We start from the raw sequence: 18,287 nt of genomic DNA, 5'->3' as shown, positions 1-18,287 counted from the left end.
TCTTTTTCATCAAATGTCGCGAGCTGGAACGGACACGGGGCTGGCTGCGCTTGCAATAATCTTGTTTCCAGCTCCAGCAACCTTCGTTAATCCCCGATACGATGGTTGCTTAGCATACTCGGCATTGGAGGCGCGTCTCGCGTTGATTCGGGAGTTCGGGAATGTTCGCGTCTTAGTTGTACGCATGACAAATTTTGATATCGACGCGTCATGTGAAGACTTTGTCGATCTATTGAATACACGAGTCAACCTCCGCGAGCTCTGGCTAGGCCCGAACCAGTCGCTCGGTCGAGGACGCCAGGGGTCCTACGATGCAATCGCCGCGCTCGCTAAAACCCGTCGCATTTCGCTGCGGAGACTGGGCGGTCAATCGGGTCTTCTCGCCGGCCGTGGTGCACTCAATCTAGCGTCGCAGGGAAAACTGAGAGATGCGATCAGGGCCACGGGTCATCCGCCCATTTGGGGACGTCCGAGAGCTGGACGATTACAGCTACATTGGCCGCCTGGCCGATATCTAGCGCTGCCGATTGCGGAACCTTCGTTCAGTTTACGAGTTACGCGCCAGCCGGTTCCCATAGAAATCCATCGAATTTCACCGCTCCGGCGTTACTTCGAATGGCCAAGTCGAGAGATACGATGGCTTTTATTTGCAAGAGGACCGGCGGATACGGATCGATACACGACTGGATTGCTGAGTGATCTCAGAAGCGATCTCGGAAACTACGATGTCCAAGCGCCGCAATCTGTTGGTGGACTCTAGGGCAGTAGGTCTCGCGGCGTAGAAAACGAGAGCAGGCAACCGCTAGCGTACGACGTTCCATAATCCCGAGGGTTCATCCGCCAGGACCGCGCGGACGTTCCATGCAACTCGCCGCTCATATCGCGCTGCACCTTAGGGGGCTTATTGCAATGACGCGGGTTTTTGCTTTTTCCGTTTTGCTCGTTGCGTTAGCGTTCGCGACCGGATCTGCCGCCGATTCCGCAAAGGGCGGACACGCATTCGCGGAACCAGTAATCTTATCGAGCAAAGACGGCATCCTCGAAGTGACCCTGACGCCGCGTCAGACGACGGCGACTCTCGACACGGTTGCCCAGCCGGTCAAGAACATGCTGCTCTTTGACTATTCCGTGCAGCGCGGATCGTCGTCCGATGGCCAAATGTCGGGTGGCCACATGTATCCCGCTCCAACGCTCCACGTCGAGCCCGGCGAGCGGTTGATCATCCACATCAATAACGAACAGCGCAATCTTAGCATTCCGGATTTTTACGATCCGAAATACACGCCCGTTGGGCAGACCGTGCCGAAGTATCCAACGATGCTTTCGTCGGCGCCGTTCAACCTGCACGTTCATGGCGCGCACGTTAGCCCGCGCGGAAACGCAGACAACGTGCTGCTGCACATCGATGCCGGCATGTCGAACACGTACGTGTACGACATTCCCAAGAACATGACGCCGGGCACGTACTGGTACCACAGTCATCTTCACACGCTTACGGCGATGCAAACGTACTTCGGCTTGGCTGGAATGCTGCTCGTGGGACGCGCCGACAGCGATATACCGCTGGTCACGCAAAAGAATATCCCGATCCGTACGATGCTTTTGCAATATAACACCGTCTTCGATCGTCAAGGCGGCATGTCGCAGATGACTAACCCCAATTGGCCGCAGTGGGTCAGCACGCTGATCAAACCCACTGGCGACCAGCTTGCCAAAGGCACGTATCGTCCGCTGCTCGCGCCCGTGAACTTCTTACAATCGAAAAAGGGTACGCAGTGGGCCACGGTATGGTACACCGGACCGCTGTCGATCGAAAACAAGCGCGGTCGCTTCCAATTTATCCCGTCGAACTTGCAGCGCTTCACGCCGTTCGATAAAGACGGCCCGGTCGTGAAAGCGAACCTCAAACTGCCGGATTACGAACGCGATACGCAGTTCACGGTGAACGGCCAGTTCGAGCCGGTGTTAAACGTCAAGCCGGGACAGACCGAAATTTGGGTACTCGCGAACGTTAGCGACATCGCGTACATGAACGTGCGGCTCACCGAAACCGCCACCGGCAATCACCCAAAGATTGCGATCGTCGGACAAGACGGCATCGCGTACGGTCGAGTCGAGTATCCGCACGAGATGGACGGCACGGAGTTACTGATTCCGCCCGCTTCTCGTTATGCCATCGCCGTCACCATGCCGGCCAATGGGGGCCTGCGTATGGAGTTGCCTGGTCTCGGTTCCGGCGCGCGCGCGCTCGCAGCGCCCGGTATCCTGTACACCAACGACGGTACGAAAAATCCGCCGGGACATTTGGGTTCGTTGAGTATACTGCCGGAGTCCGTCAGTTATGCCGACGGCTTTTTCATGTTTCCGTCGCAGACACTTCTCAACGTCGTCCCGGAGGCCGGGCAAGGCGTTACGACCGCATTCGTTCCTGGACAGGAGTTGAACGCACCGACTCCGTTCCACGACTTGTCAAAAATCACGCCCGATGTTAAGCGCACGATCCTCATCAACGGCGGCTTTCTCAACAACCACGCCAGCAAGCAAGATCCCAAGGCGTTCGTTTATGCGTTTTTTGGAAATGCGTTTCCGAACGTGCCGTTGATTCAGGCGCGGCTCGGTTCGGTGGAAGAATGGGACTTCATCAACCACAATAACGATGCGCATCCGATTCACGTGCACGTGAACGATTTTCAAGTAACGGCATACCACGATCCCACGACCGGCCTCAAGCTCGGACCGCAAATGCACGGCGAAGATAACGCGAACGTCCCGGCTCCACTGCTGGGGCCCGAAGAATCGGTGATTCAGCCGGGCACCCTGTCGATGCGCACGCACTTTATCGACTACTTAGGACTGTACGTGCTGCATTGTCACCGGCTCAACCATGAAGACAACGGCCTGATGATGCTCGTCAACGTCATTCCCGCCGTCTCCGACTACGCGGTGGCAGTTCCGGGCTCGCCGGGACATCCCGCGATCGTCAACGTTTTCGATGGTAACGGCGATCGCCTGATCGCAAGCGTAACGCCGTTCCCGGATTTCTTCGGCACGCCGAGCGTGAGCATGGGTGATGTCGACGGCGACGGGGTGTACGATCTCATCGTCGGTGCCGGTAAGGGGCACGCACCCGAAATCGTGGCGTATTCCGGAGCGCCCGGCAGCGGAGAAAAGCCGTTCACGACCGAGCTTGCGCGCTTCCAAGCGTTCGACGCTTCGCAGACCGGTGGCGTGAGCGTTGCATCCACCCAAATCGATGGTCGATCGCCGGACAACATCATCGTCGGCTCCGGTGCCGGGAGCAAAGATCGGGTTCGCATTTTTAGCAGTGAACTACCCGCCGGCGGCACGGCGCCGGCGACGTTCGCAACGTTCGAACCATACGGCGACGATACGTCAGGTGTGAACCTGGCTGCCGGCTTCGTCGACTTCCTTACCGGACGCAACAGCATCGTTACCGCTGCCAACAGCGGCGGCCGAGTCAACGTGTTCTCGTACTCGTTGATGACGCCGATCGGTGCGGCGCCGGCGTGGCCGAACAATCCCGGCACGCCGCATCTCGATGCTTCGTTCATGCCGTTTGGCGAAGGCTATCGCGGACCGATTTCGGTCGCGACGGGTTGGCTCGCGGGTCAATATGGCGGCGCCGAAGCAATTGCCGTCGGTCAACTTGGCGGAGCCGGTATGGTAAAAGTGCTCTCGACCACGACCACGCTCCAAGGCGCTCCGAAGATGTACCTGCACAGCGCGATGCATGAGATGGCTTCGAACTTTAGCGCGATCGCTTCGTTCAGACCCTTTGCCGGTTCGTCGGTGCACGTCGCAGCAACCTCGACGACGATCGGGGCCGATCTTCTAGCAAGCGGCGGCTACGGCAAAACTCAGAAGATCGAAAAGTATCGTTTGACGTGGCCGAACCACAGCGAACACCAGTTTACCCTAGCGCCGGTGCACGCCGTTTGGTCGGGGACTGGAACGGCTTCGGCAGTCCTCGGCGGAGACTAACGGAAAGTACGCTCGCGCACTTCGGCTCCGCCGATCCTGCTGGTCACCCGTAGAGAACGCCGCCGGGTCGTAATCTATGAGCTGCTGGGGGTCGTCGAGTAGTTGATCAGTTTTAGTTCGACCGTGTAACGATTCGTGGTGCGCTGCGGCACGAACGTGAATTCCTCAGCAAGGTATACCGGAATCTTCAGACCCGGGTCAAAGAGGATCGTCGATTTTTGGTTGGCGGTTATATATCGGCCGCCTTGCTGTTTCATCGAGCCGGTCCCGTGGATAACGACGACCGGCTTACCGTTGTTCGGAGTCGTTCCCTTGGCTTGTAACGCGTTCGTGCAGTTCCAGGTGTACAGTTGGCCTGCAAAACCAGTCGACGCGATCGGAGCAAAGGAGGCTTTGACCGCAAAGTTTTTTGTCCAACTCACATTCGTGCCGCCCGACAACGCGCTAAAATAGTGCCGGCCGAGTAGCGATAGAATCGTTACTTGGATCGGTGATAGCACGTAGGGGCGTTGCGCGCAGGTCACACCGCCGTCGGTGTAGATTTCGCAGGTCGACGTCTGCCGCGGATTCACCGTGTTCCACCAATAGTCGGTAGCCGTAACGTTCATACCGCCATCGGCGGCGAGCCCGACGATATCGATCGTCGTGGTGCCGGTTCCGGTGCCTTCTTTGGTTGCCTTGGTGTTGTAACCGAATCGATAGACGAGGTGGCGCACCGCGGGTAATGCCGTTCCCGCGGTTCCAGCGGCTCCGGGTGTCGTTAGCGATAGCGCAGGCGACGCCATAAGAAGCGTGCCGGCAATAAAGACGCCGAGAAGTGAATACTTCATAGGTCCTCCGTTCCTACCGAATCCTAACAAAGCCGCTGGCTGCGTGCAATCCATACAGCGCAACATCCCCGATTGCCGGGCCGCTACTCGTGCCGCCCGGCATGCCGGACGAGATGTTAGGAGGCGGCTTTCTGCGGTTCAAGCACCTCGACGTTTAACTCTAGGCGCACCTCATCGCTGACGGCGACGCCGCCCGTTTCCAGCGCGGCGTTCCAGGTGAGGCCGAAATCTTTTCTACTGATTTTGCCGTGCGCGGCGTACCCGATTCGTTGATTGCCCCACGGATCGGTAGCGCGGCCTTCGAACGTGCCGTTCAATTTCACGGGGTGCGTGACGCCGTGAATCGTGAGATCCCCGTCGATTGTGAAATCGTCGGGCTCGCCGTGAATGCGGGTGCTCTTGAAGGTAAGCTGTGGGAACTTTTCGGCGTCGAAGAAGTCCGCCGAGCGCAAATGCCCGTCGCGCTGTTCTTCGCGCGTGTCGATCGACGCCGCCTCAATGGTGGCCGAAATGGAGCTAGGAAGATCGCCTACAGCCGGCAGCTCGACTTGACCGGTAAACGTCGTAAATCGGCCTCGCACCTTGGCGATCATGAGGTGGCGGACGATAAACTCGACCGTACTGTGGGCGGGATCGACGATGTACGTCGTCTCTTCTTGCAGCTGAGGATTCACGGGAGCTCCTTTCGGCGGTTGCCATTTCGCAACGCCTGTCGTATATTAGTCTTGTGTTGGCTATGGTACAGTCGTTGTTAATGCTGAGTCAACCGACAAAATGACCGAAATGTTGCTTAACCGACGAGAACACCCAAAATGACGACCGCTACCCTGGAACGGCCCCGCATCGACCCCCGCGTGACACGAACGCGAAAGCTCTTGCGCGAGGCGCTTGCGTCCCTGTTGGCCGACAAGAACTTCGAATCGATCAGCGTGCAAGATATCGCTGCCGAGGCGACGGTGAACCGGGCGACGTTCTACGCGCACTTTACCGATAAGTTCGACCTTCTCGATTCGATGATCCGTGACGACGTCGCCAAACATCTGGTTCAAAGAGATCCGTTGAGCGCTCCCGATGCCCGCGTGCTCCTGCTCGGTGTCGGCAAAAATGTATTCGCGTTCGTCGGCACGCACCGGCGGTGCAAGATCGACCGCGAGTTCGAACCGCAGATGCAGCGAAGCCTCGAAGCGCAATTGAGAGACTTTTTGTTAGCGAGATTCCCACACTGCGCGTCGATGGTGATCGCCTCCGCCTTGGTCGGCGCGGCCATGGACTGGCGGTACCAATCGCCGAACGAGCCGTTCGAACCGATCGTCGAGAACATGGTCGACATCCTCGTGGACGGTGTCGCGGAACGAATGCTGGAACCTGGACGCTCAAATGTGCAACCTTTTGGGGTCGCGTGAGGTCTTAAGCTTGTTATGATAGATAACGCATCACCTATCGCAGCGATAGCCATAGATGGCGTAAAGGGGTCGGATAGCGCAGACTCCTTCGAGCCGATCTATGGCGGATACGTCAACGCGCGAAGTGAAGTCGTGTTGTTCGCAAAGGACCAAGCCTACGGAGTGAATTTCAAGAATCACGTCCTACGGCAACGTCCGCCTCTCAACCCCGGCGCGAAGGCCCGCTACGACGCTGTCGAAGGTGGGGAAGAATTTCTATATTGTAACAAGACGTTCCGCCGTTTGAGCTCAGAACAAATCAATGAGATTTGCAAAGAGTCGAAGTTTCGACTCGGCCCAAGATCCTAACTAGCCCGAATTCTCATTAGCCGCCGTGGGGAAACGGCGGATGAGCTCCTCGCGTAAAGCATCGACCGACGCGACGAGGCGCTCGACGGCGCCGTCCTTTCCATCTCGAGTCGTGAATATATCGAGTGCCGCTCCCAGACTCGTCGCGAGTTGCGATATTGCGCCGATTTCGTCGGGCGCGTATCTTTCGCCGGAGCTGCGCGCACCGAGCACGATAACGCCGAGTAAGCGACCGCGCGCGGTCATTGGGAAGCCGATATCGCCGCGCAGTGTCGTCTTCACGCCATGAAGGTCGAGCACTTGTGGATGTGCTCGCAGACGCACGATCGCCGGATCGTTATCGTCGAAGTGAAGTACGATATCCACCGACGTTGCATCCGTGTGACGATCGAGGGTTTGGGCTGCGCGACGCAAGAGAATATCTCGATCCGTGACGTAGGGTATCTCGTGCGCGAACGTGCGAAGCGCTTCTTCGTCTTCGCGTCGGCTTCGAAAGAAGATGCGATCCACGAAAAGGTCTTTCGGCGGCTGCCTGCCCCGGCTGGACGACGAGACGATCGGTAGACGCAATCGGCGTCGAGGTGCCGGAAAGCCCGAGCGAACCGCCGAGCGTTACGTCCGTAACCGCGTTCGCTACGACGAGTAGCAATCCCAACGCGCAGAGCGACAATAGCCAAGGCCGCCACGTCATTGAGAGCATTCGTTCCCACTGAAGCCGCAGGCTTGCTCGCGTAAACAAGGCTTTTCAGGTGTAGAAGACGTTTCATAAGAGATGCACGCAGAAGCAGAGCGCCTCGTTAGAGCGCTGAAACTCAAACCGCATCCTGAGGGCGGATACTACTGCGAAACGTATCGGAGCGGTATTGGAATCGCGACATCCGGGGTCGCCCGAGATGCCGTTACCTCCATTTACTATCTGCTATCGGATGATATGTTCTCGGCATTCCATCGTTTGAAATCCGACGAGATCTGGCACCATTACCGCGGCTCACCGATCTCGATAGAGATCATCGAAAGTGACGGGCGTCACCGCGAGGTCGTTATCGGAATGGACGATTGTTGGCAGGCTGCAATCGCCGCCGGTGTCTGGTTTGCAGCCAAGCCACGGGATCCCCAAAGCTACGCACTCGTGGGTGCCGACGTCGCGCCAGGATTTGACTTTGCGGATTTCGAGATGGGCGAGCGACAGGCGTTGATCGGGGCCTTTCCTCAACACGAGTGCTTAATCGAACGCTTTACTCGTTCGTAAGCAACTCGAATCGTAGACGTTGCGAGCCGCCCTCGAACTCCGCGGCACCGCTCGCATCGAAGAGGGCCGGGCACGTGCCCGACCCCCTCTCTTTATGCTGGGATATTGGACTGGAGCGCTACGTCGCCGGATCCAACGAAATCCCAATTATGAAAGTATAGTTACTGCCAGTGCAGTCGCTTGGCGAGAACCCAATGCAGTAGAAGTCGGAATATTTGACGTTGCCGGGCTTCTTCGGGCCCTTGCCTTTAAAGTCGATGTACTGCGAGGTCGGATTGCCGGGATCCGGGTAAAAATAGGTGCTGAATTTCTTGTCGATCTTGCCCTTCTTGCTCTCGATGTACGCGGCATTGTACAGTTCCACGCCGGTGCCGGCTGAGGTCGAGACGTAGGGTCCGAGATTGCCCGGCGTCACTACGATGCAAAAGACGTACTCGCTGGGACACGATGGGCCGGCTAGCATCTTGACCCCGGGCAACGGGCGAGTCACCAAATCGTGGCCGTTGATCCGAGTTATCGCTGGGGCTTGCCCGCCCGATGACGGTACGGGCGACGATGAATTGGTACCGCTGGAACACGCGGAGAGTGCTAAGCCGCAGGCGAGCGCTGCGCTGGCACAGAGTAGGCTTAAACGCATGGTGTGGCTCCCTTCAATGGCTAGTTCATAAGAAAACTAGCCCGATCCCCGCTTCAAAAGGGGGGTACATAGAATGCGAGCCTACGCTTCCCTCTCCTGCAGACCAAGAGAAGCGTCTTTAAGGAAAATAGCGCGAGGAGGTATCGAACACGACTTGGTCCCACCGCCAGAATTTCTGAAAGCTCGTCCGGGCAGCGTCGCGATCGATTGCGTCACCACATATTTCGGCGATCGTTCGCGTTCCGTCGATGCCGCCTAACAGACGCTCCTCGGCCGCGTCGACTGGCAGATACAAATCCGTAAATGTGTGATTGCGATTGATTAGAACGGCCGCCGCTCCATCGGGTAGGCGCTCGCGTAGTTCGATCGTATCCGGCAGTCGGATGGGCGTATAGCCGAGCCAGGCGTCGCCGTCGAAATCGACGGCGTCGTTGCGCGTCGCTTCGCTCTTGCAATAGGCCACGGCGGTGTGTCTGGCCATCGTTCCGCGAAAGAGTTCGATCGCCGCGTATTGCTCTTGCGGTGGCAGTGCTGCGAGCTTAGGCTGGTGCGGCGTCGAGGCCAGCGCACCACACCATGGGAGGTATGGCGCCTGGCGCAACCAGCGGCCAAATGCAAGGCCGGCCCGATCCAGCAAATCCATTAGCTCGGGAACATCGTAGGCGCGGTCCTGCGGGTGCAGCAGCGCGTCGGCCAGACCGGCTTTGTCGGCAAAATCGGGCGAGGAACGCAGCAGCGACGCAATTGGATGATCCGGTGGTAATGCTTTGAGGCTGGCGGCCAGCTCGTCGACGTCGCGTTGGCTCGAACCGACACCGATGCGCCGGCAATAGTCTTGCAGCAGGTACACGCCTGCGCGCCCGTACGGCGCGTAGAGCATGAGGTTGATGGCCCCGTTGGGAGCGAGCACCCCGCGTAACGCGCGCAAGCCGGCATCGGGATCGGCCAGATGATGCAAGACGCCGGTGCAGACGATATGGTCGAACTCGCGGTCCAGCTCGGCGACGCGATCGATTGGGAGTTGCTGCAATTCGAGGTTGTCGAGCCCGTGCGTGCGCTTCAGGTTTTCCGAGAAGGCGAGGCTCTGGGCGCTAACGTCGACGCCGACGACCGTTGCGTGCGGCCAGCGCACGGCATAGTGTGCGGCCTGCGTCGTGCCGCAGCCCGCGACGAGTATACTGCGGTCTTCTCGATACGTTTCGCTCGGCCAAAAAAGGTGGGACTCTGCACGACGACGGTGCGAGTCCCAGGATTGACGGTACGCTTTAAGGTCGTCCTTGGGCGGCGGATAGGGATAGCGTTCGTAAAATTCGCTGACCCTCTCCGCCGCCGATTCGTGCATCGGTTACGCTTTAACCGTGTTAACCGTGCGGGCTCTTGACCTGATTCAACACGTCGTCGAGATTGAACGAAGCCGGTTTCTGGCGCGGCGGGAACTTGATGAAGTCCTCGATCGCTCCGGCTACGACTGCCTGCATCATGTACAGCTGCGGCACGTGATCGACCATCCAATCGTAGTACGTGTTCGAGTTGAAGTCTGCACGTTCGAAGGGGTCGCGCCGCAAACTCACGATGTGCGGTAAGCGCAGCTTGATGAACGGCTCCGCCCACTGCTGCAGTTGATTGGCACGCTGCACCGACAGATTAAACTTCCAATCGCCGACGCGTACCGCGATCACTTCGCCGTCGTCGCTGAAGTAAATGATCTCGTTTCTGGGGCTGGTGGGCGTTTTTCCGGAGAAATACGACGTCATATCGTATCCGTCGAGATGGACGTTGAACTTCTTGCCATCCACCGTAGCTCCGTCGAGCAACTGTTTGGTCACGTCCGGATTGCCGGCGGCCGCCAGCAATGTCGGGAACATATCGATGTGCGAGACGATGCCGTTGAAGGTCGACCCGGGTTTAATCGTTCCAGGCCAGCGAATGAAGGACGGCACGCGCCAACCACCCTCCCAGTTCGAATCCTTTTGTCCGCGGAACGGCGTATTGGCGCCATCCGGCCAGGTATCGTTTTCGGGGCCGTTGTCGGTGGAGTACATAACGATGGTATTGTCAGCGATGCCGAGCTCATCGAGCTTATCGAGCATCATGCCAATCTGCTCGTCGTGCACCACCATGCGATCGCTGTACGGATCTTGACCGCTCTTGCCAAGGTTCTTATCGGCGACGTGCGTGCGGAAATGCATCGCCGTCGAGTTGTACCACAAGAAAAAAGGCTTATCGGCCTTAGCCTGCGTTTCCATCCACTCGAGCGCGCGGGTCGTGATTTCTTCGTCGACCGTTTCCATGCGCTTCTTCGTCAGCGGACCGGTGTCTTGGACCGTTTGCTTACCAACGCGTCCCCAGCGCGGATCGACCGTCGCATCGTCCGTGTCGGTGGCTTTGCAATGCAACACACCACGCGGTCCGAACATCGCTTTAAATTTCGGATCCTTAGGATAATCCGGCAGCTCCGGTTCTTCTTCGGCGTTGAGATGATACAGGTTGCCGAAGAACTCGTCGAAGCCGTGGACCGTCGGCAAAAACTCGTTGCGATCGCCCAAATGGTTCTTACCGAATTGTCCGGTAGCGTATCCTTGCGGCTTGAGCAATTCCGCGATGGTCGGATCTTCGGCCTGTAGGCCGATGGTCGCGCCCGGCATGCCCACTTTGGTGAGACCGGTGCGGATCGGGTTTTGTCCGGTAATGAAGCAGGCGCGGCCGGCCGTGCAGCTCTGCTGCGCGTAGTAATCCGTGAACAGTCCGCCTTCGTTCGCAACGCGATCGATGTTCGGCGTGCGATACCCCATCATTCCATTGCTAAATTTACTGATATTCCAGATACCGATGTCATCGCCCCATAAGATGAGGATGTTCGGCTTCTTGCCAGGCATATTCGTTGGGCCTTTCTTCAACATCGCGAAATTAAGCGCCAGAGCCCTCGCAGCTTCGGCCAGGTAAAACTATATCGCGGTGGTCTGCGGAACCTCTATCCGAAAAACGCACCCACCGCCTAAGTACTCGAAGGGCCGCCCGAGCACAGCAATCCCACAGCAAGAGCGCGGCTCGTGAAGGGTGGGAGAGCAGCGGCTCACGGCGCCGGGTCGCGTTGACACTACGTCAGACCGGTAGTATAAGAAAGCATGTCGCCAGTACGAATTGTCTGCGCGCTGTTGGTGTTTGCAGTCAGCGCCTGTAATGCAGCCGCTCCACCGGCAGCCTTGCCCGTATTCGAGGGCGCCGCGCGCGCCGCGACGGGCGCCTCAATCACCGTCGATCCGTCTCAGCGCGGACCCGTCGTTTCGACGCTCGTACTCGGGGCCAACATGGGAACCTGGTACGATCTCACGCAACCCAACATGGCAACCGCGTTTCGCACAGCCGGCATGACCGCGACGCGCTGGCCGGGCGGATCGGAGTCCGACCAGTATCACTGGCAAACGAACTCGCTCGGGAAACATCCGTGCGATAAGAATGGGTACATCAATCCAAATACGACGTTCGACAGCCTTCTGAACGACATCGTCGGTCCGGCGAAGCTCGACGTTGCAATCACCGTTAACTATGGTTCGAATCCGGCGTGCACCGCCGGTGCGGATCCAAGCGAAGCCGCAGGCTGGGTGAAATACGCTAACAACGACAAAAAACTCGCCATCAAGTGGTGGACGGTCGGCAACGAGCAGTTCGGTTCGTGGGAAACCGACCTGCACAGTCACCCGCACGATCCGTCACAATACGCGCAGAACGTGGCCGACGATTTCTATCCGCAGATGAAGAAAGCGTCGTCGACGCCGATCAACGTTTGCGTCGACGTCGATCCCGATACGCGTGGCTGGGATTCGACCGTGTTAGCAAAAGCAAAGTACGATTGCGTCGAATTGCATTTTTATCCGGAGGGAACGAAGTCGAACGACCAGTTCTTGGTCGAGCAAGCTCCAGTTAAGCTCGATCAGTATCTGCAATCGCTCAAAAAAGAGCTGAAGGCCGCGGGTCGCGCATCGACCCCGATCTACGTCGGGGAGCTCGGTTCGACGTATGGCACGCCTGGGAAGCAGACGATGTCGATCACTCAAGCTTTATTCGCCGGACAGCTCATAGGGCAAATGCTGCAAAATGGCGTCGCGCGATCGACTTGGTGGCTCGGCTACGGAAACTGCCTCTCGAAGAGTGCGGGCGGCGACTTTAAGTCATCCGTGTATGGGTGGCAAGACTTCGGCGGATATATGATCTTTTCTGACGGCACCGTCTACGACGCTTGTTCGAAGACCGACGTCCCGCGCGGGACGGTGCTGCCGACCGGCAGCGCGTATGAAGTCGCGTCCAATTTTATTCGCGACGGCGAGCACATGCTCGGCGTTTCGGTCAAGTCCGCTCCCAACGTACGCGCGTTCGCCTCGACCTACGACGGGGGCTACGCTTTGCTGTTGTTCAACCTCGATAAGGACTCGTCGGTTAGCGTTCCGATTACCATCTCCGGCGTAAGCAGCGGTTCCGGTGGAACCACCATCGTCTACGATAAGACGCTCTACGACGCGTCGAAAAGTAACGTTTGGAAAAGCCCCACGACTGCATCGCTTCCGGCTTGGAAGGGGAGTTTTACCGTAACGTTGCCGGCGTGGAGCATGATGGCGGTTCGTACGAAATAGGCGGTCTGCTACTTTGGCAGCGTCTCGACGAAGCTATCGATGTCGCGAAGCACTTCCGCTTTATTCGACATGTACACGAAGTGGTTAGCGTTGGGTATGACGACGACTTTCGCGTTAGGCTGACCTTTTCTGAACGCCTCGATCTGCTTTGTCGTAAAGTCATTCACCGCCGCTATCAACTCCGCTGACTGTCCGGGGCCGGGCTTATCGTTATGCGGATTGGCAAAAATCGCAAGGATCGGCAGTTCGATCGGCGCCGTGAAATTTCCGGGGTTGTTATCGATCGTCGTATCGATCGGCTGCTCCGTCGGCAGACCGGGTGCCGGAGTGGGCGGCGCCGGTGTGGGAACGCCCCCATTATATGCCTCGGAATACGCCGCATCGAGATAGATCAGCGCCGATGCTTTCTGCGGAGCGTACGTTCCGATGTAACTGAGCTCTTCGCCGCCGAGCGAATGAGCGACGATGATCGGTTTCCTAACGTGTAACGCGTCGAGGATGGCGAGAACGTCTTTTCCGAGCCGTTCGGCGCTGTAATTTTCGGCAGTTGCCGGCGGTTTACTCGAATTGCCATAACCGCGACGCGTGATCGAATACACATGATATTTCGGAACGAGGTCGGGGATAATCGCCCGCCAACCGCGGGCCGTAACTCCTTGACCGGCCAATAGTACCATGGGCCGGCCCGTGCCGCCCCAGTCGAGGACCTCGTCTTTGACGCCGTCCGCGACCTCAATGTAGAGGTCGCGCTTCGGTTGCAACATGTGCAACGTTACGGGCGGCGTTCGATGGTATACCATCGGCAGGTTGATCACACCGGGTACTCCCCACGTGCCACGGAGCAATTTGCCGTCGCTGGATAGCGCCGCCGTGAAGGTGCGGTGGTAGTCAAGCCACGGGTCGCTATTCATGGCGAACGTCATGGTGATCGTCGACCCGCTTACCTTGACGTCGCGCGTCGCGATCGGTACTTCGCTCTCCGTGGCGCTGTAAATCTTGACGTCGTACACGCCTGCGGTCTTGGTGATACGCATCACCCGAGGAAGCTTTCCGATGCCGGGGACGGTCATCGTCCCTTGCCACGTGCCGCTGAGATTGGCCGATGGCGCAGACGCCGCAAGAAGAACGAAAGCGAGTAGCGCGGTAAGGTAACGCATGAAATGACCTCCTAGGCTCCAGATACGTCGACCGGGCCGATTTGTGACGTTAGCGACGTTCGAGGTAGATTTTGAAATCCGTTTCGCTAACCGGGACGAAGCCCAATCGCTTATAAAGAGAAAGCGCTGGATTTATTTTAGCGGTGCTCACCGAAGCGGTTTTCCGCTGCTCTTTCGCCTCCTCGATCAGCTGGCTTATCAGAAGCGTTCCGATCCCGCGCCGTTGATGTTCCGGTGTTAGACAAATCTGCCCTAGCTCTACAAAATCATCATCGCGAACCACTGTCCACCAGCCCATAGCTCGATCTTCATCAAGAATAATTTGTGTGTTCCGCTGGTCGTAAAATGAGGCGAACTTGGCCTTCTCCACGGCGTCGCCTCGCCAGCCGAACAACTTTTCGATAATCCAGCGCTGCGTACTGAAATACAATTCCTCGACGAAGGCTCGATCTTCTTCCGTGGCAGCACGAAGCTCAATGCGCATGGAACAATCCTTTAAGCTATATCTCGCGCGCCAAAATTGGCACCCTTGCGCGCAGAGGACCTATCGTCCGGTCGAAAGCGTTGACCATAGATGCGGGCTCAAAAACGAAAGCAAACCTTCATGTTTGCAAGTATAGCTGCCGTTTTAGTGTCCGGCGCGCGGGACAAACAGGACTGTGTGGCAAGTTATACCGCGCAGTCCTGAGGGGACTCTACCTTGCCGCGGCTTTGGATACGCGCCGGCTAACCTTGCGATGCGGGCTACGCGCCGTAAACGAACGGCGGTGCACTTGCGGCGCCACCGCTGACGCTCGAGCGGATGCCGGTTCCATGAAGCCGTGCTCGCTGCGCTTTAAAGGCGCGCCGATCGCTCCTTCGATACGCGCAAACGTGCGCGCCTCGTCACGTGAAACGAACGTAATCGCATCGCCGGTTTTTTGAGCGCGCGCCGTGCGTCCGATGCGATGTATGTAATCGGCCGGCTCGTTGGGCACATCGTAGTTAATAACGTGGCCGAGATCGGCGATATCGATGCCCCGCGAGGCGACATCGGTGGCGACGAGGATCCGATAGCGTCCTTTTTTAAACGCTTCCAAAGCCCGCGTGCGCTGCGCCTGCGAACGATCGCCGTGAATGCGCTCCGTGTCGATGTTATGTCGCGTCAACGCGCCGGCCACGCGCTCGGCCCGCGATTTCGTCCGTGTAAAAACGATCGCGTTGAAGATGCGGCCGTCTTTGAGGAGATCCACGAGGAGGTCGGTTTTCTTTTCCGTCTCCACTTCGTACACCCACTGGGTCACGGTTGCGACGGGAGAGGCCGGCGCCAAATCGATGCGCACGGGATCGTTGAGAAACTCGCGCGCCAGTTTAGCCACCGCACCGTCGAGCGTCGCCGAGAAGCAAAGTGTCTGCCGCTGGGCCGGGAGCTTTGCGGCGATGCGCTTTACGGGCGGTAGGAAGCCCATGTCGAGCATACGATCGGCTTCGTCGAGCACGAACGTCTCGATGGAGTCGAGACGAACTTCGCCCTGCTGCATCAAATCCATCAGGCGCCCGGGCGTCGCGACGATGATGTCGGTACCGCGGCGCATGGCTTTGATCTGCGGGCGCATGCCCACGCCTCCGTAAATCGGCGTAATTTGCAGTTTGGTGTGTTTCGCGAGCCGCCCAAGATGCTGCGTAATCTGTTGTGCGAGCTCACGCGTGGGCGTTAAGATCAGCGCCGCAGCCTGACCGGCGGGGCGACGCTCGAGGAGTTTTTGGATCATCGGAATGCCGAAAGCGGCGGTCTTGCCGCTGCCGGTTGGAGCGCTCGCGAAGACGTCGCGGCCGGCCAGAGCAACGGGAATAGCCGCCTGCTGTATGGGCGTGGCCTCGGTATATTTGAAGTCTTCGATGCCGCGAAATAGCGCAGCATTCAGGGGGAATTCGGAAAAGATTGAGATGATTGCCTATCTTTCGGTGTGGCGCAATTTATCGACCACTCGAAAGATCGCGCTTGAGGACGAGAAGGAGTGTCTCACAGACTCGTCCTCGATAACAGCCTCAAAACCCGCAGCAAATCGGAAAGGTTGCGCTCCAGCGCACAATCTGCTCCAGCGACTTCTCTCGGAGGCGCGTTATTTGGTTTGAGGGTCTACCGCCACGCTATCGTAGTACTCGGACGCGATCTCAGATGAAGAACGCCCGACAGTTTTCAGGGGGTAGCTGTTGGCTTGTATGCTTCCGGACGCGTGTGACGGGTTTGCAAACGTAAAATTCCCAGCCCAAAGTGCATTTTGCGATTTATTCAAAGAAATACCGGTGTAGTAGCTGTTTTCCGCGCCTGAGCCGTATACGAGCGTCGATGTGGGAGCGCCGGTCCACGGCTTTGCATACACTGCGAGCGTGTTGTTCGTGCCGACGGTATTCAGGATGAGATTCGCACGGCGATCGAATGCGATGCCCTCGGGCACCGTGCCGGATAGGATCGTCTGCAGGACCGTATCTGCGCCGGTTCGCGTGTTTACCGAAACGAGCAGTGGCTGGCCGTTGCTGTCGTAACCGTCGGCCAGCAAGCTGTGCGCATCGGCGGCTATATACTCCGCTTCGCTCAAGTGCGAGGTAAATAACGTGCGAGTAGGAGTTCCGCCGCCGCTTTCTATTTCTGTGGCATCGAAGAAATCGATGACGTTGTCGCTGGCGTTGGCTGCGTACAAGTCACCCTTCTGGTTGAACGCGAGACTGATCGCATATGGACCTTGCGAGAGTTGTAGTGTGGCAAATTGCGCGATGCGCTTGCTCGTCACGTGCCAAACGGTAACCGTCCCCAACTCCGTCCCAACGGCAAGGTCGCCCGACTGTGGGTCGACTGCGAGTCCCACGCCAGTGCAAGGGCACTGCGAGATCAACTTGAGCGTCTTGGCATCGTACACGTCGACGTTGCCGACCTCACCGTTCGAGGCAAAGATCAATGTCGTGGGCGCTGCGCGCGGGCCCTCGGATATATCGGGTTTAGAGAAGGCAACGGAAAATGGGGCTCGGGCTGGGACCGACTCAGTCCCTTGGCAAGCGGATACGATTAGCGGCAGAACCGCGATCGAGATCAAACGGCGCATAGTCCAGCATCGCTTGGGAAGGTAAAGAATCTATGAAAAGGCTTGCGCCGCTTATGAAAAGGCTTGCGCCGCTCTGGTAGCACGCGCGAGGACGCCGGGGGCGTCGAGCCGTTCGCACGTGGCCGAAAACTCAGCGGTAGGGCCGTGCCACTCTAGTTCGTCGACGTTCGCAAAGAGTTCCGCATCGGTTCGAAGGATGGCTAGCTCTTTGAATGACAGCGCCAGAGCCTGACGATCGCCCAACTCTTGCGGTGGAAATTGCTCGATCGCGCCGTAGCGATTGAGGAGAGCGGCCGCGCCTTTCGGCCCGATGCCTGCGATGCCGGGATACCCATCGGCCGAATCTCCGACGAGCGCAAGATAGTCCGGTATCAGCTCGGGATCGACGCCGAACTTAGCTCGGACGCCATCGGCATCTCGAACCACCTTGGTTCTTCGGTCGACCTGCACGATGCGATCTCCGCGGACGCATTGCGCGAGATCTTTATCCGGAGTCCAAATGCAGATTTTCTCGACGCGCGAGTCCGGCGAAGCAATCGCGGCCGCCGAGGCCAAGGCATCGTCCGCCTCGAGTTCGACCATCGCCCAAACCGGCACGCCCATCGCTCGCAGGGCTTCTTCGAGCGGCTCGAACTGCGTGCGGAGCGCAGGATCGATTCCTTCGCCCGTTTTGTAGCCGTTCCAAAGTTTGTTGCGAAAGGACTCGATAACGTGATCTGTCGCGACGCCGACGTGCGTGGCGCCTTCATCGATCATTTGCAGCACGGTATTGAGCACTCCGGCAGCCGCTCCGAACCGGCGTACTTTGCCGTCGTTGACTCGACGAAGCCCGTAGAAATGGCGGAACAGTTCGTAGGTTCCGTCGATGAGATGGACGATCACGCCGTCTGGTTACGTCACGAGTCGAGAACACCCCGCTCGGACGCAGAGGACGCTTGGCGGCTTTTCAGCGA

At 58.2% G+C, this 18,287-nt stretch carries 15 protein-coding genes; 4 read left to right on the top strand and 11 right to left on the bottom strand.

The genetic code is table 11. The annotated features are described in order from the left end of the window. Window positions 1-909: 909 nt before the first annotated feature. A complete protein-coding gene (locus VGF98_10215) occupies window positions 910-4,002 on the top strand; it encodes a multicopper oxidase domain-containing protein (GenBank protein HEY1682000.1) in 3,093 nt (1,030 codons plus the stop codon). A gap of 74 nt (window positions 4,003-4,076) precedes the next feature. On the opposite strand, the gene VGF98_10210 is transcribed toward VGF98_10215, so the two are convergent. Next, entirely contained in the window at window positions 4,077-4,832 is a 756-nt protein-coding gene (locus VGF98_10210; protein HEY1681999.1) for a hypothetical protein, read from the bottom strand. 116 nt (window positions 4,833-4,948) lie between these two features. Next, entirely contained in the window at window positions 4,949-5,506 is a 558-nt protein-coding gene (locus VGF98_10205; GenBank protein HEY1681998.1) for a YceI family protein, read from the bottom strand. 138 nt (window positions 5,507-5,644) lie between these two features. On the opposite strand from VGF98_10205, the gene VGF98_10200 reads away from it, so the two are divergent. Beyond that, window positions 5,645-6,235, top strand: a complete 591-nt coding sequence (locus tag VGF98_10200) for a TetR/AcrR family transcriptional regulator (GenBank protein ID HEY1681997.1) — start codon at window positions 5,645-5,647, stop codon at window positions 6,233-6,235. 348 nt (window positions 6,236-6,583) lie between these two features. On the opposite strand, the gene VGF98_10195 is transcribed toward VGF98_10200, so the two are convergent. After that, the gene (locus VGF98_10195; protein ID HEY1681996.1) at window positions 6,584-7,093 is read right to left on the bottom strand and encodes a GAF domain-containing protein; all 510 of its coding nucleotides are present in this window, start codon (window positions 7,091-7,093) and stop codon (window positions 6,584-6,586) included. A 262-nt stretch (window positions 7,094-7,355) separates the two neighbouring features. Between VGF98_10195 and VGF98_10190 the strand changes: the two genes are divergently transcribed. Further along, window positions 7,356-7,832: a cupin domain-containing protein gene (locus VGF98_10190; protein ID HEY1681995.1), complete on the top strand. Its 477-nt coding sequence runs from the start codon at window positions 7,356-7,358 to the stop codon at window positions 7,830-7,832. Between the two features lie 118 nt (window positions 7,833-7,950). Here the strand turns inward: VGF98_10190 and VGF98_10185 are convergent, their stop codons facing one another. From VGF98_10185 to VGF98_10175, 3 genes are all read right to left on the bottom strand, one after another. Then, window positions 7,951-8,469, bottom strand: coding sequence for a hypothetical protein (locus VGF98_10185; protein HEY1681994.1), 519 nt, complete (start codon window positions 8,467-8,469; stop codon window positions 7,951-7,953). Between the two features lie 118 nt (window positions 8,470-8,587). After that, a complete protein-coding gene (locus tag VGF98_10180) occupies window positions 8,588-9,811 on the bottom strand; it encodes a class I SAM-dependent methyltransferase (protein ID HEY1681993.1) in 1,224 nt (407 codons plus the stop codon). 19 nt (window positions 9,812-9,830) lie between these two features. Continuing rightward, on the bottom strand, window positions 9,831-11,345 hold the full coding sequence (locus tag VGF98_10175; GenBank protein ID HEY1681992.1) for an arylsulfatase: 1,515 nt from the start codon (window positions 11,343-11,345) through the stop codon (window positions 9,831-9,833). 249 nt (window positions 11,346-11,594) lie between these two features. Between VGF98_10175 and VGF98_10170 the strand changes: the two genes are divergently transcribed. Next, window positions 11,595-13,097 (top strand): hypothetical protein, encoded by a 1,503-nt coding sequence (locus VGF98_10170; GenBank protein ID HEY1681991.1) that lies wholly within the window; start codon window positions 11,595-11,597, stop codon window positions 13,095-13,097. Window positions 13,098-13,105: 8 nt separating this feature from the next. On the opposite strand, the gene VGF98_10165 is transcribed toward VGF98_10170, so the two are convergent. The 5 genes from VGF98_10165 to VGF98_10145 form a co-directional block, all read right to left on the bottom strand. Continuing rightward, window positions 13,106-14,254: an alpha/beta hydrolase gene (locus VGF98_10165; GenBank protein ID HEY1681990.1), complete on the bottom strand. Its 1,149-nt coding sequence runs from the start codon at window positions 14,252-14,254 to the stop codon at window positions 13,106-13,108. Window positions 14,255-14,303: 49 nt separating this feature from the next. Then, complete coding sequence (locus VGF98_10160; protein ID HEY1681989.1) at window positions 14,304-14,738, bottom strand: GNAT family N-acetyltransferase; 435 nt, start codon at window positions 14,736-14,738, stop codon at window positions 14,304-14,306. A gap of 211 nt (window positions 14,739-14,949) precedes the next feature. Continuing rightward, entirely contained in the window at window positions 14,950-16,074 is a 1,125-nt protein-coding gene (locus VGF98_10155) for a DEAD/DEAH box helicase (protein HEY1681988.1), read from the bottom strand. Window positions 16,075-16,356: 282 nt separating this feature from the next. Then, window positions 16,357-17,190, bottom strand: a complete 834-nt coding sequence (locus VGF98_10150; protein ID HEY1681987.1) for a WD40 repeat domain-containing protein — start codon at window positions 17,188-17,190, stop codon at window positions 16,357-16,359. Window positions 17,191-17,385: 195 nt separating this feature from the next. Continuing rightward, window positions 17,386-18,216, bottom strand: coding sequence for a 5'-3' exonuclease H3TH domain-containing protein (locus VGF98_10145; protein HEY1681986.1), 831 nt, complete (start codon window positions 18,214-18,216; stop codon window positions 17,386-17,388). Between the last annotated feature and the right edge of the window lie 71 nt (window positions 18,217-18,287).

It is taken from the genome of Candidatus Tumulicola sp., assembly GCA_036490475.1.
Lineage (GTDB): Bacteria > Vulcanimicrobiota > Vulcanimicrobiia > Vulcanimicrobiales > Vulcanimicrobiaceae > Tumulicola.
The sequence above is the reverse complement of the archived record's forward strand: the minus strand, read 5'-3'. Positions and strand labels throughout refer to the sequence as shown.

What these genes read in the sequence shown, in the direction of transcription:
- VGF98_10215 (HEY1682000.1), top strand. Translation starts at nt 910, where the DNA reads ATGACGCGGGTTTTTGCTTTTTCCGTTTTGCTCGTTGCGTTAGCGTTC.
- VGF98_10210 (HEY1681999.1), bottom strand. Translation starts at nt 4,832, where the DNA reads ATGAAGTATTCACTTCTCGGCGTCTTTATTGCCGGCACGCTTCTTATG.
- VGF98_10200 (HEY1681997.1), top strand. Translation starts at nt 5,645, where the DNA reads ATGACGACCGCTACCCTGGAACGGCCCCGCATCGACCCCCGCGTGACA.
- VGF98_10190 (HEY1681995.1), top strand. Translation starts at nt 7,356, where the DNA reads ATGCACGCAGAAGCAGAGCGCCTCGTTAGAGCGCTGAAACTCAAACCG.
- VGF98_10185 (HEY1681994.1), bottom strand. Translation starts at nt 8,469, where the DNA reads ATGCGTTTAAGCCTACTCTGTGCCAGCGCAGCGCTCGCCTGCGGCTTA.
- VGF98_10180 (HEY1681993.1), bottom strand. Translation starts at nt 9,811, where the DNA reads ATGCACGAATCGGCGGCGGAGAGGGTCAGCGAATTTTACGAACGCTAT.
- VGF98_10175 (HEY1681992.1), bottom strand. Translation starts at nt 11,345, where the DNA reads ATGCCTGGCAAGAAGCCGAACATCCTCATCTTATGGGGCGATGACATC.
- VGF98_10170 (HEY1681991.1), top strand. Translation starts at nt 11,595, where the DNA reads ATGTCGCCAGTACGAATTGTCTGCGCGCTGTTGGTGTTTGCAGTCAGC.
- VGF98_10165 (HEY1681990.1), bottom strand. Translation starts at nt 14,254, where the DNA reads ATGCGTTACCTTACCGCGCTACTCGCTTTCGTTCTTCTTGCGGCGTCT.
- VGF98_10160 (HEY1681989.1), bottom strand. Translation starts at nt 14,738, where the DNA reads ATGCGCATTGAGCTTCGTGCTGCCACGGAAGAAGATCGAGCCTTCGTC.